Origin of the sequence: Catellatospora chokoriensis, assembly GCF_011297315.1 — a bacterium.
GTDB classification, from domain to species: domain Bacteria; phylum Actinomycetota; class Actinomycetes; order Mycobacteriales; family Micromonosporaceae; genus Catellatospora; species Catellatospora citrea.
Genome location: NZ_JAAOTI010000014.1, coordinates 15396 through 40280 on the forward strand (window position 1 = coordinate 15396; position 24885 = coordinate 40280).

A 24885-nucleotide genomic window follows, 5' to 3' on the forward strand; every position below is an offset into this window, starting at 1 on the left:
GGGCAGTGGTGTGCATCCGTTCGCGCATGAATCCTCCCGGAACAGGATCCCCACCGTGCCCACACTCTCCTCCAGAGCGGGGCGTGCCACGCTCGCCCTGCTCATGCTGACCCTGTCCGCGCTCGCGATCGTCGTCGCGAGCCTGCCCACCCCCGGCCGCGCCGCCGACCCGATAACCGTGCTGACCAGCGACTTCGAGGACGGCACCAGCCAGGGCTGGGCCCGGCGCGGCACCGTCGAGGCCGTCGAGAACAGCACCGCCGTCGCACATGCGGGCAGCCGCAGCCTGCTGACCTCGGGCCGCACCGCGTCCTGGAACGGCCCCAGCCGGGACCTGCTGGCCACCGTCACCCGCGGCACCCGCTACACGTACTCCGTCTGGGCGCGTGCCGCCGCGGGCGCGGGCAGCGTGCAGCTGCGCATGAGCGTCGAACGCCGCTGGCAGGGCACCGCCAACTACGAGCAGGTCGTCAACAGCACCACCGTCACCGACGGCGGCTGGACCCAGCTGACCGGCGGCTACACGCTCGCCAACGACGCCGACTTCTTCGCCGTGTACGTCGAGACGGTCAGCGGCACGGCGTCGTTCCACCTCGACGACTTCAGCCTGTCCTACCTGCCGGCCAGTCCGATCCAGACCGACATCCCGTCGCTGAAGACGGTGTTCGCCAATGACTTCCCGATCGGCGCGGCGGTCGGTCGCCCGCAGCTGCTCGCCGAGCGCGGCCAGCTGCTGGCCAAGCACTTCAACTCGGTGACCGCGGGCAACGCGATGAAGTGGGACGCGACCGAGCCCACCGAAGGGGTGTTCAACTACACCGACGCCGACGCGATCGTCGCGTTCGCCCGGGCCAACGGCATGAAGGTGCGCGGGCACACGTTCGTCTGGCACAACCAGACCCCGGCCTGGGTGTTCAACGACGCCAGCGGACAGCCGATGACCGCCACCGCGGCCAACAAGACGCTGCTGCTGGCCCGGCTGGAGGCGCACATCCGCGCGGTCGGCGGCCGGTACGCCGGCGACGTCTCCGCGTGGGACGTGGTCAACGAGGTCATCGACGAGAACCAGTCGGACGGCCTGCGCCGCAGCACCTGGTACACGATCACCGGGCTGGACTACATCCGCACCGCGTTCCGGGTCGCCCGGCAGGTCGCGCCGAACGCGAAGCTGTTCATCAACGACTACAACACCAATGTGCAGGCCAAGCGGGACAAGCTCTACAACCTGGTCGCGCAGCTGAAGGCCGAAGGGGTGCCGATCGACGGGGTGGGCCACCAGCAGCACGGCAACATCTCCTGGCCGACCGGCGCGGAGACCGACTCGATGATCGCGACGTTCATTCCGCTCGGCGTCGAGCAGCAGATCACCGAGATGGACACCAGCATCTACACCAGCAGCTCGGAGAGCTTCACCACGCCGCCCGCGGACCGGCTCACCAGCCAGGCCGCGCGGTACAAGGCCTGGTTCGACGTGTACCGCAAGTACAAGGCGAACATCACCTCGGTGACGTTCTGGGGCCTGGCCGACGACGAGACCTGGCTGGACAGCTACCCGGTGAGCCGCAAGGACTTCCCGCTGCTGTTCGACGTGCAGCTGCAGGCCAAGCCGGCGTACTGGGCCGTGATCGGCGCGGCCTCGCCGTCGGCGTCCGGACCGGCCTCGCCGAGCACGTCCGCGTCGTCGTCACCCAGTCCGAGCGCGTCGCGCAGCCCGTCGGCGTCGCCGAGCGCCAGCGCCCCGCCGAGCCCGAGCCCGAGCCCGAGCCCGAGCCCGAGCGCGTCGCGCAGTCCCTCGGCGTCGCCGAGCGCCAGCGCCTCGCCGAGCCCGTCGGTCAGCACTTCGCCGTCGACCGGCGGCTGCCGGGTGAAGTACACCGTCACCAACCAGTGGAACACCGGGTTCCAGGGTGACGTGGTGATCACGAATGTCGGCCCGGCGGCGGTCAACGGCTGGGCGCTGCGCTGGACCTTCGCCAACGGCCAGGTGATCAACCAGTCCTGGAGCAGCACGTACGCGCAGAGCGGCGCCAACGTGACGATCACCAACGCGGCCTGGAACGGCGTCATCGGCGCGAACGGCGGCACCGCCTCCTTCGGCTTCCTCAGCAGCTGGAGCGGGACCAACGCCACGCCGACGACGTTCACCCTGAACGGAGCGACCTGCGTGCTCGGCTGAGCACGGATCGGCGCACCCGCCACGGTCACCCCGTGGCGGGTACGCCGCCGTACGCCGGCTCAGGCCTCCGCGGTGACCAGGTAGAACGTGAAGCCGGCCAGGAACGGCTCGCTTTCCAGGCGGATCAGCCACTGCCGGGCCACCTCGTCGGCCATCACCCCGTCCCGGACCGCGCGGGCGGTGTTGCGCCGCAGGCCGAGCACCTGGTCGGCGGCCTGGAAGTCGCGGTAGACCGCTACCGTGGCCTCCACCGCGCCGATCCCGAACCCGGCCCGTGCCGCCAGGCTCACCAGGTGGCGGCCCATGGTCGCGTTGCGGACCCGGCCCGCCGTGAACCGGGCGAAGCAGCGACTGGTCTCCACGTCCTCGTCGGCGACCGTGAGGGTGTCCCAGTCCGGCTCGGCCATCGCGAACACGCCACCACGGCGCAGCACCCGGCGCGCCTCGGCCAACGCCCGGCCCGGGTCGGCCAGATGCTGCAGCACCCGGTCCACCTTGGCCCGGTCGACGCTCGCATCGGCCAGCGGGAGCCGGTGGGCGTCGCCGTGGCGGACCTCGACACCCGGACGGTGCGCGTGCCGCCGGCGGGCCTCGGCCACCATGTCCGGGTTGTCGTCGACCCCGATGACCGTGCCGGTGGCGGTGACCGCCTCGGCGAGCCGGGGCAGGTCGGTTCCCGGCCCGCAGCCGATGTCGAGCACCGTGTGCCCGGCTTGTGGCCGCAGCAGGTCGACGAGCCGCTGTTTGTAGTCGAGGCCGATCGGGGTGCGTGCCACGGCGTCGAGGTACTGGATCGGGTCCGGTGCCGCAGTCGCGGCGGGCGTGAAGGAGGTCATCCACCCAGCCCAGCACACCACGGCATGCGCGATGTGCAGAGATCGTGTAGGTCTGGTGTGGATCCCGGTGGCCGTGCGGTCAGCGGCGGGTCGCGGACCTGCGGCAGACGGCGACCGTCGCGCCCAGGGCTGCACCGGCCAGGGCCAGGGCCATGTCCCGCTGGGCGTCCCACCCGTCGCCCTGCTGGCCGTTGTAGGCCTCGGCCGCGTCCGGGGCCAGGGTCAGCGCGACGCCCCACTCGAACAGCTCGTACAGCGCGCCGGTGGACACGATCACCTGCACCGCCTGCAGCCAGGCTTTCCCGCGTCCGGCACCGCGCTCGCGCCACGCCCGCACCAGCACCGGGGCCAGCAGCAGCCCGTATCCGAAGTGGACCAGCCGGTCGAAGTGGTTGCGCCCACCGGACGGGACGGTGCCGGCGAGCGCCTGCCACCACTGCTCGTACGGCACGTACGAGTAGATCCAGCGGGCCGCCACCGTGTGCAGCGTCAGGAAGACCAGCACCAGCACGAACGAGCTCAGCGGCAGCCGCAGCCGCCACTGCGCCCACAGCAGCCCGGCCACCGCCAGCACGGTCAGGCTGTGGTGCAGCGCCTGCTCGGCGGGCCACAAGGGTCGCCACCACGACGCGGCGACGAGCGCGGCGAAGACCAGCAGCGCGACCAGGTGGCCGCGGGGCAGGCGGCGGGGCGCGACGGCGTCCGGTGCGGCCTGTCCGGCCGGGAGGCGCTCCAGTGAAGGGGTGTTCACCGCTGCCATGCTGCCAGTGCAAATCCAGTGCCGCTGAGCGCGAACTCGTCTAGGCTCCCGTCCCGTGACCGATGCTGACGCCCTCTTCGCCCCGCTGGCCGCGGACGCCGTGCCGGCCGTGTCCCGCCTGGCCGCCCGGTGCCTGTCCGTCGACGGCGGGCTGCCGCTGGCGGCGGGCGAGGGCTTCACCGCGCGGCGTTACGCCGCGGAGGGCGGGCTCGCCATCGGCGCGTACGACCCCGACGGCACGCTTGTCGCCGCCGCCGCGATCCGGCCCACCGGCAGCACGGTCACCGGCACCGCCCTGGTGGACCCGGCCGCCCGTGGGCGCGGCCTGGGCAGCGCCGCGCTGGACTGGTGCCTGGCCGGGGCCGAGGTCGTCGAGACCGAGTCGCTGACCGACGCCGCCGCGGCCCTGTTCGCCAGCCGCGGGCTGACGCAGTCGTTCGCCGAGGACGTGATGCGCCACGACCTCAAGGAGATCCCCGACGTCGCGCCGCCGGCGGGGGTGAGCCTCGTCGGCTGGGCCCCGGACACGGTGGCCCGTTTCCACGCGGCGTACCGGGCGGCGTTCGCCGAGCGGCCCGGATTCCCGGACTGGGACCTGGACCAGTGGACCGGCTGGCTGGTCGACGACGACTTCCGCCCGCCGTGGTCGCTGCTCGCGGTCGGCCCGGACGGCGCCGATCTCGGCTTCGTGGTCTGCGGCGACGGCTGGCTCGTGCAGGTCGGCACCGCGCCCGCGGCACGCGGCCAGGGGGTCGGCGCGGCGCTGACGGTGGCCGCCCTGCGCGCGGCCGCCGCCGACGGCACGTCCGAGATGCTGCTCGACGTCAACGTCAACAACCCGGGCGCGGCCGGTCTCTACCACCGGCTCGGCTTCACCACCCTCGGCCGCCGCGCCCGCTTCACCCGCGCCGCCTGACCGCCGCCACGATCGATCGTCGCGAATCGGGCGCGGCGGAAAGGTTTCGGCACCGGCAGTGCGGTCATAGGAGAGGAAAGGGCGGGCTCGTTCCGTGACCGGCGGTCGATGTGGAGCGCCGTTCTTGCTCGACGGAACAGGCACGGCGCCCACACGCAGTGGGGCCGGTTCGTGAACCGCGTACTCCGGGCTGCTTCGCTGCCGGTGTGTCGAACGCCCTCGGCGACACCGAGGAGGTCTCGATGGTCGAACACAGGCACGGGCGCACGCGTCCGCCGGATGAGGCGGGCGCCGCGCCATCGCTGACGGCCGCGGAGCGCCGCGCCGCCGCCGAGGCGGCCTGGGACCCGTCCCAGCCGGCTCTGCGGGCCGTCCGCAACCACCTGCTCGCCGTCATGGCGGCGACCAGATGACCGGTCCGCGGCGGGCCGATCGGCCCGCACGCAGGCACATCAGGCGCAGGAGCTGATCCGTCGGCTCCTGCGCCGACGTGTCGGCCCGGTGAGTCAGATGCGGACGCGGGCCGCGTCGATCCAGGCGAGCACGCCGTGGGCGCGGCTGCGGGCGGCGGCCTCCCGGGCCTGCGCCAGCAGTGCGGCGGCCTCCTCGTCGCGGTCCTCCTCGTAGGCGAGCTGGGCGAGTGCCAGCTGCGCCGCCGCGAGGCCGGGCAGGAAGTCCAGCTCGTGGCGGATCCGGGCGGACTCCTCCAGCTTCTCGCGGCCCCCGGCCCGATCGCCCGCCTCCAGGTCGGCGAAGCCCAGGTGGCGGATCGCGTACGACATCGTGAGCCGGTCCCCGTCCTGCTGCGCCAGGTCGTACGAGCGCTGCAGCAGCGGCCGGGCGGTGCCCGCGTCGTCGCGCACCACCTGGTGGTAGCAGCCGAGCCAGAACAGCGCCCTGCTCTGTCCGGGCGCGTCGCCGAGCCGGGTGTAGAGCTCCAGGGCCCGCTCGAAGGCGGGCAGCTCGCCCGGGTCCTCCTCCCGCCGGTGCAGGAAGTCGGCGTGCAGCAGCCGCCCGCGGGCCAGGGCCAGGTCGGCTTCGAGGCTGTCCAGGTCGCGGTGGGCGGCCTCGGTCGCGGTGGTGTCGCCCCCGAAGACGGCGCTCTCGTACAGGTCGTGGGCTCGTGTCAGTCGTTCGTCCCCGTTCATGCCCACCAACCTAGTTGGACGGACAGCGAGGGCACAGCCCCTGATTCAGCTCGCGGCGGGCGCGGCGACCCAGGCGCCGATGCGTTCCAGCAGCTCGTCGGGGGCGGCGTTCTCGGCGTGGCCGAAACCGTGCTCCAGCCACAGCTCCTTGGGCTCGGCGGCGCTGCCGTAGAGCTGCTCGGCGTGCTCGACGGGGAAGTATGCGTCCGCGTCGCCGTGCACCACCAGCAGCGGGGTCGGGGCGATCAGCCCGGCGACGGCGTACGGCGGATCGGGCACCGGGTCCCAGCCGCCGGCCGCGATCCGGGTGCGCAGCGCGACCCGGCCGACGAAGCGGCCCAGCCGCCGTTCCAGCACCCAGTGCACGCGCCGCATCGGCGGGGTGCCCCGGTAGTACCAGCGCGCCGGGCCGCTGACGGCCACCACGGCGTCGACGCCGCGCAGCAGCGCCGCGTGGCGCACCACCACCGACGCGCCCATCGAGAAGCCGACCGTGACGATGCGGCGGTAGCCCAGCTCGCGAGCCCAGGCGACGGCCGCGGCGACGTCGTGGATCTCCAGGTCGCCGACGGTGGACAGGCCGCCGGAGCGGCCGTGCCCGCGGAAGTCGAAGCTGATCACGCCACCGCGCCGGCCGAAGATCCCGGCGGCGCGGCGCACCGCCTCGCGGCGCCAGGAGCCGGTGAAGCCGTGCGCGACGACGATCGCCAGCCCGGGGTCGCCCGGGTCGTGGTGGGCGTCGACGGACACGCCGTCGGACGTGGTGAGGGTGCGGTCGGTCATGGTCGGCAGTGCGCTCGCGGCAGGCCTCAGCCCGCGTCGGGCAGGTCCGCGTAGTGCTCGACGAACGGCGGCTTGGCGAAGAACGGGCTGAGGATCGTGCGCCACTGCGTGAAACGGTCGGTGGCCCGGAAGTTCTCCTCGTGGGCCTGCACCGACTCCCACTCGACCAGCAGCACGAACCGCGACGGCGACTCGATGCCGCGGGTCATCCGCGTGGTGAGGCAGCCGTCCGTGTCCGCGAGCCAGGGCCGGGCCTGCGCGTACGCCGCGGCGAAGCCGTCTTCCTGGCCGGGCAGGACGTCGATCTGGGCGATCTCGAGCACCATGGCGATGATCCTTGCACGGCCGTCCGGCCGTGGTGCGGGTGCCCTAGGGTGTCGCCCATGCTCGACTGGCTGCTCAGCACCGCGTTCACGGTGGACAAGACTCCGACGACCTGGGCCGAGGTGCTCGGTTTCGGCACCGGCGTGCTCAACGTGTGGCTGCTGGTGCGCCAGAACGTCGCCAACTGGGCGGTCGGCATCTTCAACGTGCTCCTGCTGATGGTGGTGTTCGCCACCTACGGCCTGTATGCCGATGCGGGCCTGCAGGTGGTCTACGTGGCGCTCGGCATGCTGGGCTGGTGGCAGTGGCTGCGCGGCGGGGAGCGGGGCGGTCGACTGGAGGTGACCCGGACGACGCGTGCCGAGAGGACCGTGCTCGCGGTGGTCGGCGTGGCGGCGACCGCCGGGCTGTGGCTGCTGCTGGACCGGGTCACCGACTCGACGGTGCCGCTGGCCGACGCGCTGACCACGGTGCTCTCGCTCGTCGCGACGTACCTGCAGACCCGCAAGAAGCTGGAGAGCTGGTGGATCTGGATCGTCGCGGACCTGATCTACATCCCGCTCTACCTCTACAAGGACCTGCGGCTGACCGGTGCGCTCTACGTGGTGTTCCTGGGCCTGTGCGTGGCGGGCCTGCTGGCCTGGCAGAACGCGCTGCGGGCCCGGGTGCCGGAACCGGTGGCGGCATGAGCCGCAGGCACGCCCACGGCATGGTGGTGGGCAAGTTCTACCCGCCGCACGCCGGCCACCACCATCTGATCCGGGTGGCGGCCGCGGCCTGCGCCGAGGTCACCGTGGTGGTGGCGCCGTCCCGGCAGGAGTCGATCCCGCTGCGTACGCGGCTGGAATGGCTGCGCGAGGAGCACGCGGACACCCCGTGGGTGCGCTTCGCGGGCCGCTACGACGACCTGCGGGTGGACTACGACGATCCGGCGGTATGGGACGGGCACTGCGCCGTGTTCCGGGAGGCGGTCGGCGGCCGGGCGGTCGACGCCGTGTTCAGCTCGGAGAAGTACGGCGACGAGCTGGCCCGCCGGTTCGGGGCGGTGCACGTCGAGGTCGACACGCCCCGCCTGGCGTTCCCGGTGTCGGGCACGGCGGTGCGGGCCGATCCGGTCGCGCACTGGGCCATGCTCTCCGCGCCGGTGCGGGCCTGGTTCACCCGCCGGGTGGTGGTGCTGGGGGCCGAGTCGACAGGCACCACGACCATGGCCGCGGCGCTGTCGGCGCACTTCGCGGCCCGGGGCGGCGTCTGGGCGGCCACGCGCTGGGTGCCCGAGTACGGCCGGGAGCTGACGGAGCGCAAGCTGGCCGCGCTCCGGGCGGCCGACCCGGCGGCGACGGTGTTCGACGTCGCCTGGGACCGGTCCGACTTCGTCGCGGTGGCGCGGGCCCAGTCTGCGGCCGAGGACGCCGCGGCCAGGCGGGGCTCGCCCCTGCTGGTCTGCGACACCGACGCGCTGGCCACCCAGGTTTGGGAGGAGCGTTACCTGGGCAGTTCGTCACCGCAGGTGCGCGCACTGGCCCGCCGTCCCGATCTGTACCTGTTGACCTCGCATGTCGGGGTCGCCTTCGACGACGACGGGCTGCGCGACGGCGAGCACCTGCGGGGCTGGATGACCGGGCGGTTCCGCGAGGTGCTCGCGGCGGCGCCGGCGCCGGTCGTGGAGTTGTCGGGATCACACGAGGTGCGGCTGCGGACGGCGGTGACGGCGTGCGAACAGGCGTTGAGCACGGGTCGGGAGCTCGCGGCACCACTTGGCTGACCTGGCCGGACGTCCCGAATGACCCGATAGGGCGTCCGTGCGGGCGACCCCGTCTGGGTTTACAGGTTCGCGTGGTAAACAATAGAGAGACGCGGGAGGGGAGTATCCCTCACGACGGTGTCGTCAGCACGGCTCCCCCCGGCCAACAGAGGCCTGGTGTGATCCCGGCATCGTCGGTCACCGGCAGTAGGCCGGTGGCAGGAGAGACCTCCGGGGCAAAAATGATGCCGACCGGAGGTCTGTTCATATGAACGTGTCCACTTGGGAATGGGCCGCCACCCTCATCGGGTTGCTGGCGCTGCTGACCTTCGACTTGATGATCATCGGTCGGCGGCCGCATGAGCCGTCGATGAAGGAGGCGACCGGTTGGGTCGTCTTCTACGTTGCCCTGGCCATCGCGTTCGGCGGCTGGATCTTCTATAACCACGGATCGCAGTACGGCCAGGAGTTCTTCGCCGGCTGGGTCACCGAGTACAGCCTCTCCGTGGACAACCTGTTCGTCTTTGTGATCATCATGAGCCGTTTCGCGGTGCCGCGCATATACCAGCAGAAGGTGCTGCTCATCGGCATCGTGCTGGCGCTGATCATGCGCGGCGCGTTCATCGCGGCGGGCGCCGCGCTGGTGTCGCGGTTCGTGTGGGTGTTCTACATCTTCGGTGTCTTCCTGATCTACACCGCCTACACGCTCACCAAGCACGGGGAGAGCGACGAGTCGGACTTCAAGGAGAACGCGCTGATCAGGTGGAGCCGTCGGGTGCTGCCGATCAGCAAGGAGTACAACGAAGCGAAGATGACCGTGGTGCAGAACGGCAAGCGGTTCTTCACCCCGATGCTGATCGTGATGATCGCGATCGGCACCACCGACCTGATCTTCGCGCTCGACTCCATCCCCGCGATCTTCGGCCTGACCAAGGAACCCTTCCTGGTCTTCACCGCCAACGTGTTCGCCCTGATGGGCCTGCGCCAGCTGTACTTCCTGCTCGGCGGCCTGCTCGACCGGCTGGTCTACCTGTCGCTGGGCCTGGCCGCGGTGCTCGGCTTCATCGGCGTGAAGCTCATCATGGAGGCCCTGGCGGGCAACAACGTGCCGTTCATCAACGGTGGCGAGCCCATCACCGCGGTCCCGCACATCAGCATCGGCGTCTCGCTCGGCGTGATCATCGGCATCCTGGCCATCGCCACGGTCGCCAGCCTGATCAAGTCCTCCCGCGAGGAGAAGAACAACCACGAGGAGAAGGCACCCACCCCGGTCGGCTGACCTCCCCGAGCCCGGTCGCGAAAGCCCCGCCCCACCCGGGCGGGGCTTTCTCGCCCCATGATCGCGACGATCTTGCGCGAACTGTTGCCCATATGCCCGCTTTGGGCGTGTCATACCCGCAGTTCGCGCAAGATCGTCGCCGGGGTGGTGTCAGGCGGTGACGCGGCCGGCGGCGAGGAGGGTGGCTACGCGGTTGGGGCGGAGCTGTTCCTCGACGACCAGGTAGGCGTCGCCGCAGGCGTGCAGCATGTGCCGGGTGCCGTCGGGGCGCGACGCTGTGGTGACGAAGCCGACGTGCTGGACGGTGCCGTCGCCGGGGCCGAAGAAGTACAGGTCGCCGGGGCGCTCGGTGCCCAGCGGCACGTCCGCCGTGACGGCCCGCTGGTCGTCGGCGTCTCGCGGCATGGTCACGCCGAGCTGCCGGAACGCCAGGTGCACCAGCCCCGAGCAGTCGATGCCGTACGGCGTCAGGCCGCCCCAGACGTAGGGCACCCCGCGCCAGGCCCGGGCCGCCGCCAGCGCCGCGACCGTGTCGACCGCGCTCGTGCCGCCGCCAGCGGTCTCGCGGACGCTGAGCTGGTCCAATGGCAGCCAGCCGGGATAGCCCCGGGGGTCGAGCTTGGCGGCGGGCTGCTCGGTGGCGACCACCCGGGCCCAGCCGTCGCGAACCTCCTCGATCAGCACCTGCTCGCCGTGCAGCAGCTGGGTGAGCACGCCGGTGTACATCCGCCCGGTGTCGTCGAGGCCGGCCACCCAGGAGCGGGGGTCGCTGCGCGGGCCCAGCGCCGCGGCGTCGACGCCTGGACGCGGCGCGTCGGGGCGGGACCAGAGCGTCGCCACCGGGGCGGTCACCGTGGCGATCTTCATGCCGGACCTCGATTCACTCGGCCGATCCCGGCGACGGAACCGACACGCCCAGGCCGGGGGCGTCGGGCAGGACCACCGTCGCGCCGTCGTAGCGGATGCCGCCGGTGACCGGCGACTCCGCCAGCCACCAGGCCGCGTCGAGATCGCTGACCACGGTGGTCGGATGGGCCGCGACCAGGCTCGCCGCCGCGCCGATGCCGACCGGGCCCTCCATCATGGAGCCGACGCAGGTGCCCAGGCCGTGCGCGGCGGCCAGTTCGAGCAGGGTGCGTGCGGTGGTGAGGCCGCCGCTCTTGGCCAGTTTCACGTTGACCAGGTCGGCCGCCCGGCGGCGGATCACCTCGACCAGGTCGCGTACGCCGAAGACCGACTCGTCCGCCATGATCGGCAGGTCCGCGCGGGCGCTGACCCAGGCCAGGCCGTCCAGGTCGTGCCGGGCGACGGGCTGCTCGACCAGCTCGACCGGCAGCTCCAGGGCGGCGATGCGGTTGATGATGTTGAGCGCGTCCCGCGGGGTCCAGCCCTGGTTGGCGTCCAGGCGCAGCTTCAGTCCCGGCTCCAGGGCGTCGCACACGGCGCGGACCCGGGCCAGGTCGCCCGCGGCGTCCGTGCCGACCTTCAGTTTCAGCACCGTGAAGCCCTCGGCCAGGCGCTGCTTGGCGGTGACGGCCAGCGCGCCCGGCTCGCCCGCGGACAGCGTCACGTCGGTGGGCACCGTCAGGTTCGTGCCGCCGAGCAGGCGTACCAGCGGGATGTCCAGCCGGCGCGCGGCCAGGTCGTGCAGTGCGATCTCGACGGCCATCTTGGCGGCCTCGTTGCCGACCACGGCCCGCGCGACGTCGCGGCAGCGCGCGGCCAGGTCGTCGGGATCGCGGCCCACCAGCAGCGGCGCCATCATCTCCTCGACGCAGGCCTGCGAGCCGGCCAGGCTCGCCCCGGTCACCGCCCAGACCTGCGGAGCCTCGCCGAAGCCGGACCGCCCGTCGGCGTCGACCACCTCCACCAGCAGCGTCTCCACGGCGGTGGCCCGGCGCAGCGCGGTCACGAACGGGGTGTGCAGCGGCGCGGAGATGCGGCGCGTGCGAACTGCGGTGATCGACACGCTTTCGACCCTACGTCTGAAACAGATGCTGCAGAAGCACCGATCGGTAACGACTGACCAGCGCGATGGTCAGTTCATGCCGAGCTGTGCCCAGCTCGCCGCCGCGATCCGGCCCAGCAGCGCGCAGGCGTCCGTGTCGGACACCTCGCCGGTGGTGCAGGCCGCCAGCAGGTACGGCGCGGCGTCGGGCGGGAAGATCAGCGCGCTGCTGTGCCGCTCGCCGGTGACCCAGCCGTTCTTCAGCGCCACCCGGGTGCCCGCGGGCAGGCCCAGGTGCAGGTCGTCGCGGCACTGCTGCGCGGTCAGCACGTCGATCATCGCGGCCGACCCGGCGGCCGACGCCAGCCGATTCCCGGCCAGCGCGCCGAACAGCGCGGCCAGGTCGGCAGCGGTGACCTCGTTGCTGATCCCGCCGTCGCGCGCCGGGTAGTCCTCGATGCCGCGGTCGGTGTGCGCCCGGGTCGCGCCGGCCAGCCGCCACACCTCGTTGACCTGTGCGAACGCCTGCTCGCTGGGGCCCAGCGCACCCAGCACCAGGTTGGTGGCGAGATTGGACGACCGCACGATCATCCGGTCGATCAGCCAGCGCAGCGGCGCCCGGCCGCCCAGCCGGTCCCAGACCTGCTGGTCGCTGTCGTACGCCGGGTCGTTGGCGTAGGCCGGGCCGCCGGGGGCGGCCGAGACGTGCTCGTTGTGCACCGCGATCTCGGCGTCCAGGTCGAGCCGGCCGGCCTCGGCGGCCCGCCACGCGGCCGCCATCACGCCGACCTTCATGGTGCTGGCCGCGTAGTGCAGGTCGTGCTCGGCGCGGGCGAACACCGCGGGCCCGTCCAGCCGGCCGCACCACACCGAGGCGGTGCCGGGGAACGCGTCGAGTTCGGGCGTGAGGCTCTGCAGCGTGTCCACGGTTTGGCAGCGTACCGACAAACGGGGCGGCGGCCGGCCCCGGGCTGCACTAGAGTCCCGCGCCGTGACCGAACTGATCCCCTCGCACCTCTCCTCGCCGGTCCTGCAACCGGACCGCACCCACCGCTGCCAGAACTGCGGATGCAGCCCGGCGGCGGAGATGACCTTCCGCGGTCACCGCGGCATGATCCTCATGATGCAGTTCCTCAAGGAACGCGGCACCTACTGCCGCACCTGCGGCCTGGCGATCTTCCGCACCATGACCAGCCGCACCCTGGTGCAGGGCTGGTGGGGCTGGGCGTCGTTCATCATCACGCCGCTCGTCCTGCTCTACAACCTGTTCGCGCGCCACAAGCTGAACAGGCTCACCGAGCCCGCGCCCGCCCTCGACGGGTCGTCGGGCATGCCGTGGAACCCGGGCAAGCCGGTGTACCAGCGGGCCACCATCATCGGCCTGGCCGTCCCGCTCGCCGTGGTGGGCGCCATCGGGTACGCCATGGCCACCGGCGGCGCGGCGAACAAGATCGGTATGTGCGTCGTCGCGACCAGTGGCGGGACCGAGGTCGAGTTCGTGGACTGCAGCAGGCCGAACGAGGGTGTGGTGACCCAGGTCGTCGACGACGAGAGCCAGTGCTCGGCCGACACGATCGGCGTCGTCGAGGAGACCTACACCCGGCGCGGCCGGACCACCACCACCGACATCTACTGCCTCGGCCCCGACCCGTCCTGACGGCCCGTCGCAGCCGTCCCGGCCGGTCCGCGGACCGGCCGGGACCCGGGCCGAGCTCGGTTCGCTCGCAGTTTCGGGGAAAGTGCACGTTCGCCCAGCCCGATTCACGCGGTTTCCCCGAAACTGCGTGACGCAGCCGGTGTGCCGGGATCGGCGTGATCAGGCCGTGCGGCGCTGCGCCCAGCCGGTGGCCAGCAGGAACTGTGCCGCGATGTAGGTGACCATCACCCAGACCGGCGGGCCGGGGATGGCGAACGCGTCGGCGACGCGCACCGCGATCAGCAGGTCGGAGATCAGGAACAGGCCCCCGCCGAGCGCGGTGCGCCAGCCGAACGCCGCCGCCAGCGCCGCGGTCGACGACAGCAGCGTGCCGTAGACGGCCATCGGCACCGCCAGCCCCGCGTCGGACAGCGCGGGCCACAGCCAGGTCAGCGCGGCGACGAGGAAGACCGCGTACCCGATCGGCACCAGCAGCATCGGCAGGCGGCGCATCCGCGCCGGCGCGCCGTTGCGGACGAACGTCGTCACGTAGCAGACGTGCGCGGTGCCGAACAGCGCCATACCGATGATGAACGCGGTGCCGCCGTCGAACTGCAGCGCCACGTCACCGGCCCAGGAGAACAGCAACGCGGCCAGGATCCCGGCGGTCGGCCGCACACCCTCGGCCCGCTGGTTCAGGAAGAACCAGAGCGCCAGCAACGGCAGCAGCAACGGCTTGGTCGCCCAGTCCAGCGGCCTGCTCTGGATGCCGGCAGCGACGACGTTCAGGACCGAGGCCACACCGAAAAGGCCCAGCACAAGCCGGTCTGCGCGCATAGTGGATCTCCCGAGGGGTTAAGGGGTCCGCGCAGCATACCCACCGGTAGCCCCCCGGCAACACCCCCGCCTCCGCCGCGTTGATCATGAACTTAAGGACGTGATGGACGGCGTGTTGCCACCCTGACGCCGTGATCGCCGACGAAGCCGGGGGCGATCACGGCGCCGGGGTAGGGACACGCCGTCCATCACGTCCATAGGTTCATGATCAACGCGGCGAAGCCCCCGGCGCGCGTGGGCGCGGCGGGGGCTTCGGGTGGTGCGGGTAGGTCAGGCGTGCTTGCGGCGGGCGGCGAGGCGGCCGCGCTGGGTCTGGTCGAGGATGACCTTGCGGATGCGTACCGCGGCCGGGGTGACCTCGACGCACTCGTCCTCGCGGCAGAACTCGAGGGCCTGCTCCAGGGACAGCTTGCGCGGCGGGATCAGCTTCTCGGTCTCGTCGGAGGTCGACGCCCGCATGTTGGTGAGCTTCTTCTCCTTGGTGATGTTGACGTCCATGTCGTCGGAGCGCGAGTTCTCGCCGACGATCATGCCCTCGTACACCTCGGTGGTCGGCTCGACGAACAGCGTGCCGCGCTCCTGCAGGTTCGTCATCGCGAACGCGGTCACCACGCCGGAGCGGTCGGCGACCAGCGAGCCGTTGTTGCGGGTGCGCAGCTCGCCGAACCACGGCTCGTACTTCTCGAAGACGTGGTGCAGGATGCCGGTGCCGCGGGTGTCGGTGAGGAACTCGGTCCGGAACCCGATCAGGCCGCGGGCCGGGACGAGCCACTCCATCCGGATCCAGCCGGTGCCGTGGTTGACCATCTGCTCCATGCGGCCCTTGCGGGTGGCCAGCAGCTGGGTGATCACGCCGAGGTGCTCCTCGGGGGAGTCGATGGTCAGGCGCTCGACCGGCTCGTGCAGCTTGCCGTCGATGTCCTTGGTGACCACCTGCGGCTTGCCGACGGTCAGCTCGTACGACTCGCGGCGCATCTGCTCGACCAGGATGGCCAGCGCCAGCTCACCGCGGCCCTGCACCTCCCACGCGTCGGGGCGCTCGGTCGGCAGGATGCGCAGCGACACGTTGCCGATGAGCTCCTTGTCGAGCCGGTCCTTGACCATGCGCGCGGTGACCTTGGCGCCCTTGACCCGGCCGACCAGCGGCGAGGTGTTGGTGCCGATGGTCATCGAGATGGCTGGCTCGTCGACGGTGATCAGCGGCAGCGGGACCGGGTTCTCCGAGTCGGCCAGCGTCTCACCGATCATGATGTCGGCGATGCCGGCGACGGCGATGATGTCGCCGGGGCCCGCCTCCTCGGCGGGCTTGCGCTCCAGCGCCTCGGTCATCAGCAGCTCGGAGATGCGCACGTTCTGCTGGGTGCCGTCGGTCTTGCACCAGGTGACGGTCTGGCCCTTGCGGATGCGGCCCTCCCGGACCCGGCACAGCGCGAGGCGGCCCAGGAACGGCGAGGCGTCGAGGTTGGTGACGTGCGCCTGCAGCGGCGCGCCCTCGGTGTAGGTCGGCGCCGGGATGGTGTCCAGCAGCGTCTGGAACAGCGGCTGCAGCGAGTCGCTGTCGCCGGGGACCTTGCCGTCCTCGGGCTGGACCAGCGAGGCGATGCCGTCGCGGGCGCAGGCGTACACGATCGGGAAGTCGATCTGGGCCTCGTCGGCGTCGAGGTCGAGGAAGAGCTCGTAGGTGTCGTCCACGACCTCCTTGATCCGCGCGTCGGGCCGGTCCACCTTGTTGATGACCAGGATGATCGGCATGCGGGCCTTGAGCGCCTTGCGCAGCACGAAGCGGGTCTGCGGCAGCGGGCCCTCGGAGGCGTCCACCAGCAGGATGACGCCGTCGACCATGGTCAGGCCGCGCTCGACCTCACCGCCGAAGTCGGCGTGGCCGGGGGTGTCGATGATGTTGATGGTGACCTGCTCGCCGCTCTCGCCGACGTACTTGACGGCGGTGTTCTTGGCGAGGATGGTGATGCCCTTCTCCCGCTCCAGGTCGCCGGAGTCCATGACCCGATCGGCGGCCGCTGCGCGCGCGTGAAAGGCGCCGGCCTGCGTGAGCATGGCATCGACGAGCGTGGTCTTGCCGTGGTCGACGTGCGCGACGATCGCGACGTTACGGAGATCGGGGCGGGTAAGCATGGTTCCATTCTCCGGCAGGCGTGATCGAAAATGGCGGTCGGGGTCGTCCGGGTGGCGGGTATCACCCGGATGAATGGGTGTCTTTCGCGCTTAAATTCCGTTATTGGTGGTATGTCGGCCACGCCGCGTAGGGTGCTGAGCACCGCTTTGATCGCGCCATTCCTGCTGCTCACCGCGTTTCCGACGCTGCTGGCGGCGGCTGCGCCGCCCACCGGCGTGCCCGTCGGGACGGTGTGGTCGGCGCCCGGCGCGATCGCGATCGCCGATCCGACCGCGCCGAGCGCGCGGATCAACACCGACGGCGGCGTGGTGAGCGTGCGGTCCGGTCCCGCCACCGACAAGCGCGCCATGGCCTCGCTCGGCGACGACACGCGGGTCGCGGTGCGCTGCAAGGTGTGGGGCGAGCAGGTCGCGGGCACCGAGCGGCGCTCGGCGTACTGGGTCCGGGTCGGCGCGGACCGCTACCTGCCCGACGCGTTCCTGGCCTGGCCCGCGCCCCGGCCCGAGGTGCCGTGGTGCGGCTCCGGCGACGCCGGCGCGGTGACCGCCCGGGTCGCCACCGGCGGTTCGGTGCTCAACGTGCGCCGCGAGGCGGGCACCCGGGCCGCGCGGCTCGGCACCGTCGACGACGGCCGGCCGCTGGCCGTGCAGTGCCAGGCGACCGGCGAGCAGGCCGCGGGTTCGGCCGGGTGGCTGCGGCTGACCGGCGGACGGTACGTCGCCGAGGCGTTCGTGCGCTGGTCGCCGAACCGCCCCTGGCTGCCCTGGTGCGGCCAGGACGCGGTGCGGGTGCCGCCCGCCTCGTCGCGCGATTTCGTCGAGCAGGCGACCGCCGCGGCGCGGGCCGCCGCCCAGGCGTCGGGCGTGCCCGCCTCGGTGCTGGTAGCCCAGGCGGTACACGCCTCGGACTGGGGCCGCGCCACGGTGGCCCGCCGCGACCACAACTACTTCGACACCGCCTGCCGGCCGCCGGCCGCTGCCGGGCAGCCGGCCACCGACGCGCCCCCGCTGCCGTCCGCGACCTCGTCGGCCGCCGTCCCGCAGGCTGCCGCGAGCCCACCGCCGGCCACGGCCTCGCCGGGCTCCCGCCCGCAGGCTGCCGCGAGTCCACGGGCGAGTGACAACCCGCGGGCCGACGCCGAGGCCGTGCCCGTCGCGCTGGGCTGCCGCGGCTACGGCGGCGTCTCGCTGCGGGCCTACCGCGACCAGGCGGGTTCGTTCGCCGACCACGCGGCGCTGCTGGCCGCGCAGCCGCAGCACGCCAGGGCGCTGGCCCACGCGGGCGACCCGGAGCGCTTCGTACGGGAACTGCAGGCCGCCGGCTACCCGGGCGGGGCCCGCTACGCCGATCGGATCGTCGAGCTGATGCGCCGCTACGACCTCTACCGGCTGGACGCCGTGCGCTGACCCGTCACCCGTCCGGCTGACCCGCCGCCGCCTGATCGGCCACAAACGGCGGCCGGGGTCAACCGGGGGCCGAACCTTGATCGCTTATGGCATGGCGGTCTGTCACCAAGGTTCAGGCAGAGGTTGGCAATGGTTCGGCTGGTACTGAGCGCGATCCGGGAACGGCTCGGCGAGACGGCGCTGTTGGGCCTGCTGGCCGCGCTGGTGGTGGCGGTCGGCGTGGCCGGTCCGCTGTACGCCGATGCCGCCGCACGCAACGTCGTGGCCGCCACGGCCGACACCGCGACCCCGGCCGAGCTGAGCCTCACCGTCACCGTCGAGATGACCACCCGCAACGGCTTCGCCGCGGCCCTGGCCGAGCTGCGCGGCTCGATCGCCACGGCCCCCGCCGGGCCGGGCGTGCGTGAGATCCGGGGCGGCTACCGCCGCGGCGCGGTCACCCCCCGCGAGCCGGGCGCGCCGGTCGAGCTGCTGCTCGCCGCCCGCGACGACGCCTGCGCGCACCTCGCGCTGACCGGCGCCTGCCCGACCGCGCCCGGCGAGGCGGCGCTCGCCGCGACCACCGCGGCCCGGCTCGGGCTGGCCGTGGGCGACACGTTCGGATTCCAGGTCCGGCCCAGCACACCGGCCGCGCCGCTGCGCGTCACCGGGGTGTACGCCGTCGACGGCGCGTCGGCCGCGCTCACCGATCCGTACTGGGCGGGCCGCGCCGAGCTGACCCCCGTGCCGCTGCGCGCCGAGAATCCGGTCTTCACGGTGCCGGAGAGCCTCCAGGCGCTGGACGCGGACACCTTCCAGGCGACCCTCGACTACGTCGCCGACCTCACCGCGATGAGCCCCGCCGACGTCGACACCCTGGCCCGCACGCTGCGCGACGGCGACGTGCCCGGTCGCGGCATCGCCGTCACCGGCGGGCTGTCGCGGTTGCTGCCGCAGATCGTCGCCGACCGGGACACCGTCGCCGTGCCGGTGGTCACCGGAGCCGTGCTGCTGCTCGGGGTCGCCTGGTGGGTGCTGCTGCTCGGGGTCGGCCACGCCGCGGCCGCCCGGCGCACCCAGACGGTGCTGGGCGCGCTGCGCGGCGCGCCCGCCCGGCACCGGGCCGCGCTGACGGCGGGGCCGGGAGTGCTGACGGTGCTGCTCGCGCTGCCCGTCGGGTTGGTGCTGGGCCGCCTGCTGGCGCGACTGCTGGCCTGGGCCGCCATGGACGCGGCCGGACCGGTCGAGCTGACGGTGACCGCGCTCGCGGTGGCGATCGGGCTGACCGTCGCGGTGCTGGCCAGCGTGGTGGTCGCGTACGTCCGGGCGCAGCGGGGCGGGGTGCTGGACGCGCTGCGCCAGGTGCCCGCGCGCCGTGGCGCGGCCGGCAGCGTCGCCGTGGTGGTCGTCGTGGTCCTCGCCGTCGCCGCGGCGGTGCAGCTGCGCAACGGTGACGAGGTGCTGGGCCTGGCCGGTTACGTGCTGCCCGCGGCGGCGCCGGTGCTGATGCTGGTCGCGGCGGGGCTGGTCGCCGCGCGGGCGGTGCGCCCGCTGGCCGGGCTGCTCGGCCGCGCCGGACTGCGCTCGGGGCGGGCCGGCACGGCGCTGGCCGCCCTGTACGCCGCGCGCCGCCCCGGCATGGACCGGCTGGTCGCCCTCGTGGTCATCGCGACGGCGCTGCTCGGCCACGCCGCGTACGGCTGGCAGGGACTGCAGGCCGACGAGACCGAACGGGCCCGGCTGGCGCTCGGCGCGGCCGAGGTGGTCCGGGTCCGCGCGCCGTCGCGGGCCGCGCTGCTGCACCAGGTGCGCGCGGCCGATCCGGCCGGGGCCTGGGCGATGGCGGTGGCCCGCCAGGAGTCCTCATCGGGCACCACGGTCGCGGTCGACTCCGCCCGGCTGGCCCGCGTCGCGTACTGGCCCGCGACTGCCGACGTCAACGCCGACCAGCTCGCGCGGGCGCTGCGGCCACCCGCCAACCCCGCGGTCCGGGTCACCGGAACGACGCTGCTGCTCGACCTGACCGCGCCGGCGACCGTGGAGGTCGACCAGCCGCTGACCGCGGTGCTCGACGGGCCCGACGGCGCGCCGGTCACGGCGACCTCGGCCGTGGTCCCGGGGCGCGGGCGCCAGACGCTGCGGCTGGCCGTGCCGGCCTGCGCGTCCGGCGACGGCTGCCGGCTGGCCTGGCTGAGCTTCCGCTACGACCCGGGCGGCCTGGTGCTGCACGGCATCGCCCAGGCCGGCCCGGACGCGGTGGTCGCCGACGTGGCCGCGATGACGGACCCGGCCCGCTGGCGGACCACGGTCGGCGCGGAGGGGCGCGTCTCGCTGACGCCGCTGCCCGCCGGGCTGGCCGTGGACTACGAACCGGCCGACCCGCGCTTCCCCGACCCGGAGGTGCGGGTGCAGGTCGCCGACGTGCCGCTGCCGATGCCCGCCGTGCTGGCCGGGCAGGCCCGGCTGGCCCACGACCGCACCGTGCTGCGGGGCGAGATGCTCAGCCCGCTGCGCCGCCCGGTCGACGTGCTCGCGGCGGTGCCCGCACTGCCCGGGGTCGGCGCGCAAGGCCTGCTGGTCGACCTGGAGTACGCCGACCGGGTCGGCGACAGCACCGACAACATCGCCGACCTGCAGGTGTGGCTGGCCCCGGACGCGCCCGCCGACGCCCTGGACCGGCTGCGCGACACCGGTCTGGTGCCCGTGTCGGCGCAGACCGCGGTGCAGCGCGCCGAGCACGGGCTCGCCGTCGGGCTGGGGCCCGGTTCACGGTTCCGGTTCGGGGCGGCGCTGCTCGCGGTGCTGCTGGTCATGGTGGCGGTGGCGCTGGTGGTGGCCGTGGACGCGCCCCGGCGCGGGGCGGAGCTGGCCGCGCTGCGCACGCAGGGGCTGCCGCAGCGGGCGGTGGGCCGGGCCACGCGGAGCGGCTACGTGCTGATCGTCGCGGCGGCCGCAGTCGGGGGCGGGCTGCTCGGCGCTGCCGCGGCGGACGGCTCGGCCGCCTCGGCGCTGCCGGTCGCGGTGCTGGCGGGGGCCACGCTGCTCCTGGCGGTCACCGCCTTCGTGGTGGGCACCCGGCTGTCCAAGGTCACCGGGCTGGATCTGGAGGAGGGCCGATGACCGCGCTGCTGTGGGAGATGATCCGCGAGCGGCGGGCCGCCGCCCTGATCACGTTCCTGCTCACCCTGGCCTCGACCGCCGCCGCGGCGGGGGGCCCGATCTACCACGCGGCGGCGGCGCAGTCGCTGCGGCTCGACCAGATCGCGCAGGCTCCGGTGACAGAGCGCGTGCTCACCGCCTCGCAGCCGACCAGAGCCGACGAGACCGCCGAGAGCCGCCCCGCCTCGCTGCCCTACGTCGCGCACATGAGCACCGTGTACGGAGTCCAGGTGCAGGGCACCGCGGGCGGCGGCGACCGGGCGACCGACGCCGTGCTGGCCTCGCGGACCGGGGTGTGCCGGGTGCTGGTCCTCACCGCCGGGCGGTGCGCGGTCGCCGACCGGGAGGCCGTGCTGCCCGACGGCACGCCGGAACTGCTCGGCACCCGGCTCGGCGGCGTGCTGACGTTCAGCACGCTCGGCTCGCCGGAGCCGGTGCGCTTCACCGTCGTCGGCGTCTACCGGCGGCCGGACGCCGCCGACGCGTACTGGGCCGACCGGGTGAACCTGCTGGGGGTCGAGCAGCCCGTGCTGTTCGCCACCGACCGCTCGCTGGAAGGGTTCGGCGGCCAGGCGACCGTCACCGTCGACCTGGTGGCGCAACCCGCCGCGTTCGCCGACACGGCCGAGCTGGCCGGGCAGATCGAGCAGGCACAGCAGCAGCTCACCGCGGGCGGATACGTCGGCAGCACGCTGATGACCGACCTCAGCAAGCGCATCGACCAGGGCGATCGGATGCTGGCCGACACCGTCACCATCGCCGCCGTGCCGCTGATCCTGATCTGCTGGTTCGTGCTGTTCCTGGCGGTGGCCGCCGGGGTCGACCAGCGGCGCGAGGAGCTCGGCCTGGCCGCGCTGCGCGGCACGCCCGCCCGGCTGCGCTGGGCCCTGCCGTTCGCCGAGGTGGCCGTGCCGGTGCTGGCCGCGGCCGTGCCGGGCCTGTTCGCCGGGTACGCGCTGACGGCGGCACTGGTCCGCACGGTGCTGCCGGGCAGCACCGTGCAGTGGGACGGGGCATCGCTGCGCTACGCCGCGTTCGCGGTGCTCGGCGCGCTGCTTGCGGGCGTGTTCGCCCAGGTCGGCGCGCTGCGTACGCCGGTGCTCGGGCTGCTGCGGCGCAGCGGCGGTCCGCGGCGGGGGCGCTTCGCTACGGCGCTGGAGGTCGGCGCGGGCAGCCTCGCCGCCGTCGCCGGTTACCAGGCCGCCGCCGCGGGCGACGCGGGCGGCATCGGCCTGCTCGCGCCGGCCTGCCTCGGCCTGGCCTGCGGCCTGCTGGCGGCGCGGCTGCTGCCCGTGGCGGCCGCGCGGGTGGCGCGCGCCGCGCTGCGCCGTGGGCGCTGGCGCACCGGGCTGGCCGGGTTCGCGCTGGCCCGGGTGCCCGGCACGGGTCGGCTGGTGGTGCTGGTGACGGTCGTCTTCGGGCTGCTCGGGTTCGCGGTCACCGCGTACGACACGGCCGGGCGGGCCTGGGACGAGCGCGCGCAGGTGCAGACCGGCGCGGCCCGGGTGGTGAAGGTCGACGGCGCGTCCGCGGTGCAGCTGCGCTCCGCCGTGGCGGCGGTCGACCCGGACGGGCAGTTCGCGATGGCGGTGTCCCGGTACAAGAGCAACCAGATGCAGAACATCGTGGCCGCCGACACCACCCGCCTGGCCCGGGTGGCGAACTGGCCCGACAGCGCCGGCCTGGCCCCCGGCGCGGTGGCCGGACTGCTGCGGCCCGCCCAGCCGACGGCGATCGTCGTCAAGGCGAAGAAGCTGGTCGTCGACGTGACCGTGGAGAGCCCGGACCCCCAGCTCTCCCTGCAGCTGCGGCTGCTGGTGATCTCGGATCGCGGGCTGCGGCACGACCTGCGCATGTCCGGTGTGCGGCCGGGCTTCCAGCGGGTGGAGCTCGACGCGTCGCTCTGCGACCCGGAGCCGTGCCGCCTGGACGAGATCCAGCTCCAGAACATGCGGCCTGACCAGCACCGCTTCGACATCACCATCCACACGATCCGCGACGGCGACGGCGCGGTGGTGCTGGACGCCGCCGCCCTGGGCGACGTGAGCCACTGGGCGCAGCCGCCCGCGAGCGCGGCCCGTCCGGTCCCCGCGCTGCGGGGCACGCCCGAGGGCCTGGTGATCTCGGTCGACTCCACGGTCGTGGCCGACATGCGCCTGTCCGCCGCCGCGCTGCCCGGGCCGCTGCCGATCGCCGTCACCGGCCCGCTGCGCTCACCCCTGCTCACCGCGACCGGCGGGATGGAGCTGCCGGTGCAGGTGGTCGCCACGCTCGGCGCGGTGCCCCGCTTCGGCCCGCAGGGCGCCCTGCTCGACTTCGACGTCGCCGAGTACGTGCTCGGCCGCGGGACCATGCTGTCGCAGCCGGAGGTCTGGCTGTCGGCCGACGCGCCCGCCGACGCCGTGGACCGGCTGCGCCGGGCCGGGCTGACCGTGACCGGCGAGTACACCGTGGCGCAGCGCCGGGCCCAGATCAGCGCAGCGCCCCGGCTCGGGCTGTGGTTCGCGCTCGCGGTCGCCGCGCTGACCGTGCTGCTGGCCGCCGTCGCGCTGCCCGCGCTGGCGATGTTCGAGCGGCCGGGCGGCGACAGCGGCCTGTCGGTGCTGGGCGAGCAGGGCATCCGCACCCGTACCCTGCTGCTGGTCTCGGCCGGCAGCCGGTGCGCGCTGGCACTGGCCGCGGTCGTGGCCGGGCTCGGCTCGGCGGCGCTGGCCTGGGCGCTGGCGCGTACGGTGCTGCCGGTCTTCTCCGACGGCGACACCACGTTCACCCCGCCCGTGCTCCCGGAGCCCGGCGCGGTCGCGGGACCGGTGGCCGCCGCCGTCGCGGTGCTGCTGGCGGGCTGCTGGACGGCGGCGCACGTGGTGCGCCGGCGCAGGGAGGAGGAGCGATGACGGGACTGGCCGTACGGTGCCGCCGGGTGCTGCACATCTACCGGGCCGAGGGCGGCGACGTGGTCGCGCTGTCCGGCGTGGACCTCGACATCGCGGCGGGGGAGAAGCTCGCCCTGGTCGGGCCGTCGGGTTCGGGCAAGTCGACGCTGATCGCGCTGCTGTCGGGCCTGATGCGCCCCAGCGCCGGGCAGGTGCGGATCGGGCCGGTGGACATCGGCCGGGTCAGCGACGCCGAGCTGGCCCGGATGCGGGGGACCGACCTGGGCGTGGTGCTGCAGGGCGCGCGGCGCAACCTGCTGCCGTACGCCTCCGTGCTGTCCAACATCTGGCTGGCCCAGCGCCGGGCGGTGCAGGTGCGCCCCGCCGACGTGGAGCGCCCCGAGCGCATCCTGTCCCTGCTCGGGCTGGTCGGCATGGGCCACCGCCGGGTGCGCGACCTGCCGCCGGGTGCCGCGCAGCGGGTCGCCATCGCGGTCGGCGTCGCCGCGTCGCCCGGCCTGCTGCTCATCGACGAGCCGACGAGCCGGCTGGACCGCGAGGCTCGCGACGAGGTGCTCGACGCGCTGGACACCATCAACCGGGAGCGGGGGACCACCATCGTGGCGGTGACCCACGACCCGGACGTGGGCGCGCGCCTGGGCCGGGCGGTGACCATCCGCGACGGCCGGGTCGGCGCGGAGGGCCGCGAGGGCCGCGAGTTCGCCGTGGTCGCCTCGGACGGCACCGTGCAGCTGCCGCCGGAGGTCCTGGAGAACGTGCCCCCGGGCACCCTGCTGGTCGTCGAGCAGACCGACGGCCGCCTGAGCCTGCTCATCGAATAACGCCGCGCCGCCTGCCCCGCCCCGCGCCCGGCACGCCAAGATCGCTCGACTTGCCTGGCGGATGTGGGTATTCGGCCGCAAGATACGCACAGGTGCCCGGCACGT

Annotated in this window: 21 protein-coding genes; 11 read left to right on the forward strand and 10 right to left on the reverse strand. The window is 73.6% G+C overall.

Going from position 1 to position 24885, the window contains the following annotated elements; translation table 11 throughout:
• Positions 1 to 55 precede the first annotated feature (55 nt).
• Complete coding sequence (locus HAV39_RS21340) at positions 56 to 2176, forward strand: endo-1,4-beta-xylanase (protein WP_239120118.1); 2121 nt, start codon at positions 56 to 58, stop codon at positions 2174 to 2176.
• A 59-nt stretch (positions 2177 to 2235) separates the two neighbouring features.
• Here HAV39_RS21340 and HAV39_RS21345 read toward each other — a convergent pair whose 3' ends face one another.
• Positions 2236 to 3012 (reverse strand): methyltransferase domain-containing protein, encoded by a 777-nt coding sequence (locus HAV39_RS21345; RefSeq protein WP_191840954.1) that lies wholly within the window; start codon positions 3010 to 3012, stop codon positions 2236 to 2238.
• A 79-nt stretch (positions 3013 to 3091) separates the two neighbouring features.
• Complete coding sequence (locus HAV39_RS21350) at positions 3092 to 3763, reverse strand: DUF2238 domain-containing protein (RefSeq protein WP_203736065.1); 672 nt, start codon at positions 3761 to 3763, stop codon at positions 3092 to 3094.
• Positions 3764 to 3827: 64 nt separating this feature from the next.
• Here HAV39_RS21350 and HAV39_RS21355 point away from each other — a divergent pair, with 64 nt between their 5' ends.
• Positions 3828 to 4688 carry a GNAT family N-acetyltransferase gene (locus tag HAV39_RS21355; protein ID WP_191840955.1) on the forward strand — a complete coding sequence of 287 codons (861 nt, stop codon included), beginning with the start codon at positions 3828 to 3830 and terminating at the stop codon, positions 4686 to 4688.
• A gap of 242 nt (positions 4689 to 4930) precedes the next feature.
• On the forward strand, positions 4931 to 5101 hold the full coding sequence (locus HAV39_RS21360) for a hypothetical protein (RefSeq protein ID WP_191840956.1): 171 nt from the start codon (positions 4931 to 4933) through the stop codon (positions 5099 to 5101).
• A gap of 93 nt (positions 5102 to 5194) precedes the next feature.
• Here HAV39_RS21360 and HAV39_RS21365 read toward each other — a convergent pair whose 3' ends face one another.
• Genes HAV39_RS21365 through HAV39_RS21375 form a run of 3 tightly spaced genes read right to left on the reverse strand, consistent with a single transcriptional unit; the run spans position 5195 to position 6945 of the window.
• Positions 5195 to 5836, reverse strand: a complete 642-nt coding sequence (locus HAV39_RS21365; protein ID WP_191840957.1) for a tetratricopeptide repeat protein — start codon at positions 5834 to 5836, stop codon at positions 5195 to 5197.
• A gap of 45 nt (positions 5837 to 5881) precedes the next feature.
• Positions 5882 to 6619: an alpha/beta hydrolase gene (locus HAV39_RS21370; RefSeq protein ID WP_191840958.1), complete on the reverse strand. Its 738-nt coding sequence runs from the start codon at positions 6617 to 6619 to the stop codon at positions 5882 to 5884.
• A gap of 26 nt (positions 6620 to 6645) precedes the next feature.
• The gene (locus HAV39_RS21375; protein ID WP_120316014.1) at positions 6646 to 6945 is read right to left on the reverse strand and encodes an antibiotic biosynthesis monooxygenase family protein; all 300 of its coding nucleotides are present in this window, start codon (positions 6943 to 6945) and stop codon (positions 6646 to 6648) included.
• A gap of 57 nt (positions 6946 to 7002) precedes the next feature.
• On the opposite strand from HAV39_RS21375, the gene pnuC reads away from it, so the two are divergent.
• From pnuC to HAV39_RS21390, 3 genes are all read left to right on the forward strand, one after another.
• Entirely contained in the window at positions 7003 to 7632 is a 630-nt protein-coding gene (pnuC, locus tag HAV39_RS21380) for a nicotinamide riboside transporter PnuC (RefSeq protein WP_191840959.1), read from the forward strand.
• Complete coding sequence (locus HAV39_RS21385) at positions 7629 to 8708, forward strand: AAA family ATPase (protein ID WP_239120116.1); 1080 nt, start codon at positions 7629 to 7631, stop codon at positions 8706 to 8708. The genes pnuC and HAV39_RS21385 overlap by 4 nt, the downstream gene beginning before the upstream one ends.
• A 247-nt stretch (positions 8709 to 8955) precedes the next feature.
• Positions 8956 to 9966: a TerC family protein gene (locus tag HAV39_RS21390; RefSeq protein ID WP_191840960.1), complete on the forward strand. Its 1011-nt coding sequence runs from the start codon at positions 8956 to 8958 to the stop codon at positions 9964 to 9966.
• Between the two features lie 150 nt (positions 9967 to 10116).
• Here HAV39_RS21390 and HAV39_RS21395 read toward each other — a convergent pair whose 3' ends face one another.
• From HAV39_RS21395 to HAV39_RS21405, 3 genes are all read right to left on the reverse strand, one after another.
• Positions 10117 to 10833 (reverse strand): C40 family peptidase, encoded by a 717-nt coding sequence (locus tag HAV39_RS21395; RefSeq protein WP_191840961.1) that lies wholly within the window; start codon positions 10831 to 10833, stop codon positions 10117 to 10119.
• Positions 10834 to 10846: 13 nt separating this feature from the next.
• Positions 10847 to 11935: a mandelate racemase/muconate lactonizing enzyme family protein gene (locus HAV39_RS21400; protein ID WP_155386778.1), complete on the reverse strand. Its 1089-nt coding sequence runs from the start codon at positions 11933 to 11935 to the stop codon at positions 10847 to 10849.
• A 69-nt stretch (positions 11936 to 12004) separates the two neighbouring features.
• Entirely contained in the window at positions 12005 to 12841 is an 837-nt protein-coding gene (locus HAV39_RS21405) for a serine hydrolase (RefSeq protein ID WP_239120114.1), read from the reverse strand.
• Between the two features lie 64 nt (positions 12842 to 12905).
• Here HAV39_RS21405 and HAV39_RS21410 point away from each other — a divergent pair, with 64 nt between their 5' ends.
• Complete coding sequence (locus tag HAV39_RS21410) at positions 12906 to 13571, forward strand: hypothetical protein (RefSeq protein WP_191840962.1); 666 nt, start codon at positions 12906 to 12908, stop codon at positions 13569 to 13571.
• A gap of 159 nt (positions 13572 to 13730) precedes the next feature.
• Here HAV39_RS21410 and HAV39_RS21415 read toward each other — a convergent pair whose 3' ends face one another.
• Both HAV39_RS21415 and typA read right to left on the reverse strand, forming a co-directional pair.
• Positions 13731 to 14387: a lysoplasmalogenase gene (locus tag HAV39_RS21415; RefSeq protein WP_191840963.1), complete on the reverse strand. Its 657-nt coding sequence runs from the start codon at positions 14385 to 14387 to the stop codon at positions 13731 to 13733.
• 270 nt (positions 14388 to 14657) lie between these two features.
• Positions 14658 to 16520: a translational GTPase TypA gene (gene typA / locus HAV39_RS21420; protein WP_191840964.1), complete on the reverse strand. Its 1863-nt coding sequence runs from the start codon at positions 16518 to 16520 to the stop codon at positions 14658 to 14660.
• Positions 16521 to 16667: 147 nt separating this feature from the next.
• Here typA and HAV39_RS21425 point away from each other — a divergent pair, with 147 nt between their 5' ends.
• The 4 genes from HAV39_RS21425 (at position 16668) to HAV39_RS21440 (ending at position 24780) form a co-directional block, all read left to right on the forward strand.
• Entirely contained in the window at positions 16668 to 17927 is a 1260-nt protein-coding gene (locus HAV39_RS21425; protein WP_191840965.1) for a glucosaminidase domain-containing protein, read from the forward strand.
• Positions 17928 to 18056: 129 nt separating this feature from the next.
• The gene (locus HAV39_RS21430; protein ID WP_191840966.1) at positions 18057 to 21026 is read left to right on the forward strand and encodes a hypothetical protein; all 2970 of its coding nucleotides are present in this window, start codon (positions 18057 to 18059) and stop codon (positions 21024 to 21026) included.
• On the forward strand, positions 21023 to 23959 hold the full coding sequence (locus HAV39_RS21435; RefSeq protein ID WP_191840967.1) for an FtsX-like permease family protein: 2937 nt from the start codon (positions 21023 to 21025) through the stop codon (positions 23957 to 23959). The genes HAV39_RS21430 and HAV39_RS21435 overlap by 4 nt, the downstream gene beginning before the upstream one ends.
• Positions 23956 to 24780 (forward strand): ABC transporter ATP-binding protein, encoded by an 825-nt coding sequence (locus tag HAV39_RS21440; protein ID WP_155386786.1) that lies wholly within the window; start codon positions 23956 to 23958, stop codon positions 24778 to 24780. Before HAV39_RS21435 ends, HAV39_RS21440 begins: the two co-directional genes overlap by 4 nt.
• The last annotated feature ends 105 nt before the right edge of the window (positions 24781 to 24885 follow it).